The organism is Aureibaculum flavum (assembly GCF_016406085.1).
GTDB lineage: Bacteria > Bacteroidota > Bacteroidia > Flavobacteriales > Flavobacteriaceae > Aureibaculum > Aureibaculum flavum.
On the sequence record NZ_JAEHFJ010000004.1, the window covers coordinates 460,532 to 468,161 of the forward strand.

Annotated in this window: 6 protein-coding genes; 3 read left to right on the plus strand and 3 right to left on the minus strand. The window is 34.2% G+C overall.

Annotation, left to right across the window (positions count from 1 at the left end):
* Positions 1 to 4 precede the first annotated feature (4 nt).
* Together JBL43_RS10770 and JBL43_RS10775 are read right to left on the minus strand one after the other, a co-directional pair.
* On the minus strand, positions 5 to 373 hold the full coding sequence (locus JBL43_RS10770; protein WP_198841442.1) for a transthyretin-like family protein: 369 nt from the start codon (positions 371 to 373) through the stop codon (positions 5 to 7).
* Positions 374 to 397: 24 nt separating this feature from the next.
* Positions 398 to 2,488 (minus strand): toxin-antitoxin system YwqK family antitoxin, encoded by a 2,091-nt coding sequence (locus JBL43_RS10775; protein WP_198841443.1) that lies wholly within the window; start codon positions 2,486 to 2,488, stop codon positions 398 to 400.
* A gap of 428 nt (positions 2,489 to 2,916) precedes the next feature.
* Here JBL43_RS10775 and JBL43_RS10780 point away from each other — a divergent pair, with 428 nt between their 5' ends.
* Positions 2,917 to 4,248 (plus strand): MBL fold metallo-hydrolase, encoded by a 1,332-nt coding sequence (locus JBL43_RS10780; RefSeq protein WP_198841444.1) that lies wholly within the window; start codon positions 2,917 to 2,919, stop codon positions 4,246 to 4,248.
* A 163-nt stretch (positions 4,249 to 4,411) separates the two neighbouring features.
* Here the strand turns inward: JBL43_RS10780 and JBL43_RS10785 are convergent, their stop codons facing one another.
* Positions 4,412 to 5,224 (minus strand): hypothetical protein, encoded by an 813-nt coding sequence (locus tag JBL43_RS10785; protein WP_198841445.1) that lies wholly within the window; start codon positions 5,222 to 5,224, stop codon positions 4,412 to 4,414.
* Between the two features lie 212 nt (positions 5,225 to 5,436).
* Between JBL43_RS10785 and JBL43_RS10790 the strand changes: the two genes are divergently transcribed.
* Complete coding sequence (locus JBL43_RS10790; RefSeq protein ID WP_198841446.1) at positions 5,437 to 6,153, plus strand: SOS response-associated peptidase; 717 nt, start codon at positions 5,437 to 5,439, stop codon at positions 6,151 to 6,153.
* A gap of 317 nt (positions 6,154 to 6,470) precedes the next feature.
* Positions 6,471 to 7,202 (plus strand): PA3715 family protein, encoded by a 732-nt coding sequence (locus JBL43_RS10795; RefSeq protein WP_117880481.1) that lies wholly within the window; start codon positions 6,471 to 6,473, stop codon positions 7,200 to 7,202.
* Positions 7,203 to 7,630: the final 428 nt, after the last annotated feature.

A 7,630-nucleotide genomic window follows, 5' to 3' on the forward strand; every position in this document is an offset into this window, starting at 1 on the left:
GTTACTATTCCTGCTCTATCTCATAAGAACCTTTGGTATCAAAACGTAGTGGAGCTTTTTCTAATTGCAAGGTATCTGATGTTGCACGTAAAAAAGGTTGTGCATCTGGGGCAACTCCTTTTAAAACTATGGTATCGTTTTTAAATTCGTCTTTCATAAAAATTAACGCCTCAGCATCAATGGTTTTTTCTAATTTAAAATATCCTTTTTCATCGGTTTTTACCGCAAAAATGTTTCCGTCTTTTTCTTTTACAAAAACATCTTTTACAGGTTTACCATTATGGTACACATAACCTTGGTAATACTCCGTACTACAACCAACCAGTACCAGCAATACGGCTGCCACCCAACTATTTTTCATTATAAATTTCATTTTACCTCGTTTAGTTAACATCGTTTATTCTTCCGTTTTTAAGAGTTGTGTATACTTCTTAATTTTTTGATCTGTTGCTTTTGAATGCAACTTTATTTTTTCATAACTAAAATTTTGAATATAGTGCGGAAAGGCTTTATTTTCAATAATATAGTCCAATATATTTTCTTTGTCAGCTTCACTTAACGGTCTTTTCTGTTTTTCTTTACCATCACTTACTAAGTTATCTCCATTAAAGGTAAACGTACCCTTTTCAAATTGTTTAATTTCTTTGGCTGTAACATTATAGGCTATAATAAAACTATTAAAATCTTTTAGTGAATCAGCTTCCAATAGGCTCTTTAAAACGATACCTTTTTTAGCTCTTGATCTAAGTCCCAAGTTCAGGGTATTCAATTTCTTTATAGGGATGGTAAAGGTTTCCTTATTTTGTCGTGAGCGTTCGCCATTTGGTTCCGTTACGTCTTCTAAAGTTAACCATTGCTTATTTAATTGTACTACAGGTTTACTATCAGCATCGTAATTATAATATTGAATGACAACGGAATCTTTTAAAGCAGCGTCTTTTTTACCATAGATCATAAAATCTAGCTTTTGCTCTTCAGGCATTTGTAATTTTAAGGTCCCGTTTTTTAAATGATAAGCTCCGTAGGTCGTTAAATCTAAACTGCCCACACTTAACGAGAAAAAAAACTGATGTGTATCTAAAAACACCATGGAAGCTGCCATTTCAAATCCCCCCATATTATAACTGCCCGTTACGGTGTCTGATCCTTTAGAAAAGGCTTCTAAGCGTTCTTTTTCTTCCATATCTTCATGTATATTTTCTCTTAAACGTTCTCCGTTTTTATAAAAACGATATTCGTCATTAAACAATACCGAACCATCAAAAGGTTTTCCGTCTTTATAGGTGGCCTCGGCAAGTACTTCGCCATCATAATAATAAGCGGCATAAGCACCGTCTTTTTTCCCTGCTTTCGCATGGTAAAACCCCATGGTCATATCTCTTGCACTATTATAAAATATTTGTTTTCCTTCTTCTTTTCCGTCTTTTAAATTTAGAATAATAGGTATTTTAGACCAACCCGTAAATTGCCTTTGTTCAACAAAAGTACCGTTCTGTTTTACACCTTCTACATAGAAACCTTCGGCTATTATCTTTTCTTTATTCCACACCGTTTCGGTTCCGTTTTTACTGCCTTTTTTGTACTCAGAAACATACAAAAGCCGATCATCATCTTCATGTTCAAAAGTACCTTCATTGGGATAGTGATTTTTATACATACCTTTATATAGCACGTCTCCGTTACTATCATATTTGACAAAGGGTCCGTTAAAGTTTGTGTTTTCAACAGTTGTCATTGTTTTTATAGCTTTTACATAGCCACAGTCATCGCCCTTATAAAATGTAATGGCTCTTCCTTCAATTACTTCTTCATCTATACAGGTGTTTTTCTGAATAATGGCTCCTATCTTGTCATAAAAGATTTCTGTGTTTTCGTCGTAACAGCCTTTATCTGGACAAACACGTTCATAGGCTAGTATGTCGGTATTTTCGTAATACAATTTTTCACCTATTCTTCTCCCCTCTTTATATTGAATAAAACAGGAACCTACGCCTTCAGCGGGGTATCCATTTTTAAACTGTAATTCGGTTCGTAATTTCCCTTCTTTGGAATAGGATTTGGAAGATTGCTGTTCATCATCTATCATTTCAAGCTCACTTTTTATAGCACCGTTTTCATAGTATTTGATTTCTGGCCCGTTCTGTTTTCTATTTTTATAATGCATCACCGTCCTTTTATTACCATTGGCATAATACCAAACCACTTTACCATCGTAATAATACTTATTAGAACCTAAAAATGAGGTTTCTGTAGTGTCAAGCTTTTTTTGCCAGGCTTCAAATTGTAAAGTACCATCAATATAATAGTCTTTAAATAAGGTTCTATTGCCGTCTTGCTCCAAAGGCATGGGTCTGTAAAAATGGGCATTGGTCTTTGTGGTTTCATCCCAATCTTGATCATAATAAATGGTATCCTTTTGAGCGGTTATTGTGGTTTGATACCCCATCATTGTTAAAAATAGACCAATAGTAAACGTTTTTAAGAGCATGTTTTTAGGTTATAACTGACAGTGACTCCTTTTTTGGTGACACCACTACGCAAATTTAGTGAATCCCTGTTGAGTACAAACACGGTAAATGGGGGTTTTTACCATGTATGGGATGGGATAGTACTAAACCGAGCCACAGGTAGTACTGCAACCTCTAAATGCGGAACAAAAGCCCAAAAAATTGGCGGCATCTTTTTCTGTTTTTTAGGATTCAAATTGGTGGTATTTTTAAAATAAAGCCGTACCTTAAGTAGTCCAAATAACCAACTGTAAAATGCATTACGCTAGTAAGGAATATCCTTATAAATAATGCAGTATAACGTTTAATGAATTGCCTTTTTCTAAGGGAGTTTTCCGTTGGTGGAACCTAACTTACCTTAGCTATTCGTGATTTTTAAACAATGTGTCGCTTTAAAATGTAAACCATCATGAAAATAAAACAATTTGAATACAAACCCTTATCCCATTTTTCGTATGCCATAATTAGTGATGGTGAAATGGCTATTGTTGACCCCGAACGTGACCCGATGCAGTATTATGAGTTTGCCTATCAAAATAAGGCAAAAATTATAGCGGTTATTGAAACACATCCGCATGCTGATTTTGTGAGTTCGCATTTGCAAATTCACAAAGAAACAGGAGCCAATATTTACAACAGTAAAAAATTAGGAGCAGATTATCCGCACATCTCTTTTGATGATGGTATTCGTATTAACATAGGAAAAGCCACTTTAACCGCGATGAACACCCCTGGACATTCGCCAGATAGTATTAGCATTGTTGCTGATGATGGCGATAAAAAAGTACTGTTTACAGGCGATACCTTGTTTATTGGTGATGTTGGCCGCCCTGATTTACGAGAAAAAGCGGGTAATATGACGGCAAAACGTAAAGAATTGGCGGAAGCCATGTACGAAACCATGTTGCATAAATTCACGAATCTACCTAATGATACGTTGGTCTATCCCGCCCACGGTGCTGGTTCTCTTTGTGGAAAAAATTTAAGTGATGCCGCCAGTAGTACATTGGGGAATGAACGGATGGCAAATTGGGCATTTCAAGAACAAACCAAAGAACAGTTTGTAACTACCTTGTTGGAGAGTCAACCGTTTATACCTTCGTATTTTGGTTATAATGTGATGTTGAATAAAAGAGGTGCTAAAAACTTGCGTAAATCCATTGCCAAAGTGTCCTTTAAAATGAATACTACTGCAAAAGGACTTCTTGTAGATGTTCGAGCGTCTGCTGATTATAAAAAAGGACATCTGAAAGGAAGTTTGAATATTGAAGACACTTCTGAAGATTCTAAATTTGAAACGTGGTTAGGAGCCATCATTGCACCCAAAGAAAAATTCAGTTTGGTTATTGAAAAACCACAAGACCTAGACATGATATTGCAACGTGTAGCTAAAATTGGTTACGAAAAACAATTGAAAAAAGTAATCACGCTTGCTAAGGAAAATTTAATTGCCGATAAACCTTTGAATCTTCAAGATTTTAAAGCCCATCCTGATAAATATACCATTGTAGACATTCGTAATATGAGCGAGATAAACGAAGGTTCCTTTTTTGAAAATGCATTGCCACTTCCGTTGAATGAATTGCGTACAACCGCAAAAACAATTCCTACTGATAAACCCATCGTGGTGCATTGTGCTGGCGGATATCGTAGTGCTGCAGGTAGTAGTATCATCGAAAAGCTATTAAAAGACGTTACTGTTTATGATTTAAGTGATGATGTAAAGGAGTTTAACCAATAAGGGGCGTAATTTCACTCAGCTTTCATATAAAAACGGCTTAAAGTGTATTGATAAACTGTCTGTGGATTCGTAGTTATAATAACTCGCAGGTTATGTTGTCGATAAATGAATGACCTCAAATATGGAGCTTATGGCATTTTAAATAGCGAATACTTGTAATACCTTATTTTTTATAATTTATAAGTGCATTATTAAAAATGGAATCTTGTTTTACAAAACCCTCATTTTCAGCTGGTTTACTGTAGGTATGCGTATAACTCAAAATACCATCAACAACATTATGTTTGTGTTTTGACATCCAGAGCCCGCGTTTAAAAACAAATTCTATTTCCAGTTTACTTTTATCATAATTTACTGCCTCTTTATACTCTAAAAGAAATTTATCATAAAATTGTTTATTCTTTTTTAGTGTTTTAAGTACAGAAATATAAAAATCGGCTTCAGGTTTCTTTTTTTTATACAATGCATAACTTCTAAAATTACTACCGTAATGAATAAAAGTAAGCAGATCACCCTTTTTTTCAATTAATATTTGATTGTTTAGGTAGACTCCTTTCACAAAATTCTCATTAGAATAGCCTTCTACCTCCTTTTCATTACATATTCTAAGGGTATGAAATTCATTTTTAAAATTCCTTATGATTCCAAAATGACCAGTAGGGGTAAGTTCTTTTATTTTATTAGCATAATAAAAACCAAAATCAGTTTCTGAAAGTTTTTCAATAACCATTGCTCCTTTATAAATTACATAGTCATCAGAGTCAATCATGGACGATCTTCCCTTTATGAGTTCATATTCACCTGAAATATCTATAATACTATCTATATTTACTTCAATGGTGTCTATCTTCTGTAATTGTGCTACAATTTCGTTTTGTTCTAAAGCACTCGTTTTTAAGTATCGTTTTTCTTTAGTACCCGCAATAAAAACTACAAGCAATAGTAGACTAAAAATAGGTGTATGTTTTATGATCATTTATAAGTAATTTATTTTTTCGCTGAAGCTTTACACTAAAAACGGTCTAGTGCCAAAACTAAGAAATTTTAAATATTAATGGCCTCCATTCTTTTAGCAACCAATACATAGGTTTAACGCATTTGAAATTAAGTTCGTATAGTGCTAGTCTCAAATACGATCTCCATTCCGTTTTTATAAAAATTTCCATATTTTTAACTAAAATTTAAATTATGTGTTATTCAACGGCATTACGGAAAAAACGAGAAGAAATTGAGCAACGCTTACTGAGTATGATTCCCGCTAATTTTGAAATCCCCGATGAATATAAACAGTACTTTCATTTAAACGGCTTTTCGCATGGCAACTTGTATATCATTACAATGGAGTCGCCCAAATTAATAACTCACGCTCAGTGGGGATTAGTCCCAGATTGGGCCCATAACGACCCGGCTGCCTTTTATAAAAAAAGCAATACCCTAAATGCCAAGAGTGAAACGCTATTTGAGCGGAATTCCTATAAAAAAAGTGCACAAAATAAACGCTGTTTAATTCTTGCCGATGGTTTTTTTGAGCCGCATCATGAAAATGGGATTGTCGTCCCAAATTTTTGTTATCAGCCGTCAGAAGCGTATCCCGAAGGTGATTTATTTCTATTTGCTGGGCTGTATAACGAAATAGATGCCCAAACCAATACGGCAACCATTATTACCATGCCAGCCAATGCCTTTTTTACCGAAGTGCATAATAAGCAAAAGAGAATGCCATTGGTCTTAGATGAAACGAACCTTGAAGATTGGCTCGATGAGGGCATGAATGAACCGAGCCTTAATGAACTCATGGCAGAGGGTTTTACCACCAAACCATTTAAAGCTTACCCAGTAAGTAGAGACCTCTATAAAAAGAATGTAGAAACGGACTTGCCGTATATTGTGGAGCGTACGGCGTAGCTAATTAGGTGGGTGCTTCATTTCATGAGATTGCTTCACTCGGTTATCTCCGAGTTCGCAATGACCGTATAAGGATTACTCCCTACGGTCGTCATCCCAGAGAGCGTATCCTGAGCAAGCATAGCAACCCAAAAACACAATGTGTTTTTTTTGTTTTTTTGTTTTCCCTTCTCTTACGAAAATAAATTTTCGACGTTTTAAATGGCAAATTAGCATATAAATTAACAATAAACTACACGTCACTATATTCCTTATATTTGTGATATGCGGAGTACATATGTAATGGTACATATCTAACTGTTTTACAAAACATTAAAATGAAACTATCTTCTATATTTATATTTTTAATGAGTTTTAATTTATATGCTCAACAACATTCAAATCTAGTAGATAGCGTATTGAAGGAGTTAAAAATCAATTTGTCTAATTGTAAAACTGATTTAATCGTAGAAAAAGTAATGCCAAATGATTCTACTAAAACAATTGTTGTAATACCCAAGCTAGAAACAGAATATAATGAACAAAACGATTGCTGTTTTGAGTTGAATAGCTACATCTTAATTGTAAATAGCTTAAGTTATCAAATTGAAAATAAATATATAGAAAGTTACAAGTCTAACGGTTGGGTTTCTGATGCAGTAGTATTGGTTGAAATTTCAATCGATACCGCTCCTTATTATTTATCAAATGAAAAACGAGCTTTTGGAATTAGAGTTAAATACAATGGAAACTCTAGAGTTAACCCTTATGGGTATGAAACAATTACTTTATTTGAACCACAAGATAATTCTTTAAGGACGTTACTTAAAAATTACAATGTTTTAGAATATAGTGGTCAATGGGACGGCAATTGTATTGGAGAATTTAGTTCTAAAAAAAAGACAATAATTATAACTGATAACTTAACAAATAGTCACTTAGATATTTTAATCAAAAGTAAAATCACAAATTCAATAGCTTTTCTTAATGAAAATAATGATTGTGATGAAAAAGAAACAGTAACTGAAAAAACAGAAACTCTTACATATGAGAATGGCTCGTATAAATAAAACGTTTTGTAACAATGTACAAAAAACATAGGGCGATTTTGTGTTAACTCCAAAGTTCTGTATTTATTGACAAAGTCCGCAAAATATAAAATTTGGCATTATCCCTGATAGGGTATCCTGAGCAAGCATAGCAACCCAAAAACACGATGTGTTTTTTTGGGTTTTTTGTTTCCATATCACTTACAAAAGCAAGCTTTTGACGCTCTTGGAAACATTTCAAGGATTACTCCCTGTGGTCGTGATCCCAGAAAGGGTATCCTGAGCAAGCATAGCAACCCAAAAACACGATGTGTTTTTTTGGTTTTTTTGTTTTCCCTTCTCTTACGAAAATATTTCAAGGATTACTCCCTGCGGTCGTGATCCCAGAAAGGGTATCCTGAGCAAGCATAGCAACCCAAAAACACAATGTGTTTTTTTGGGTTTTTTGT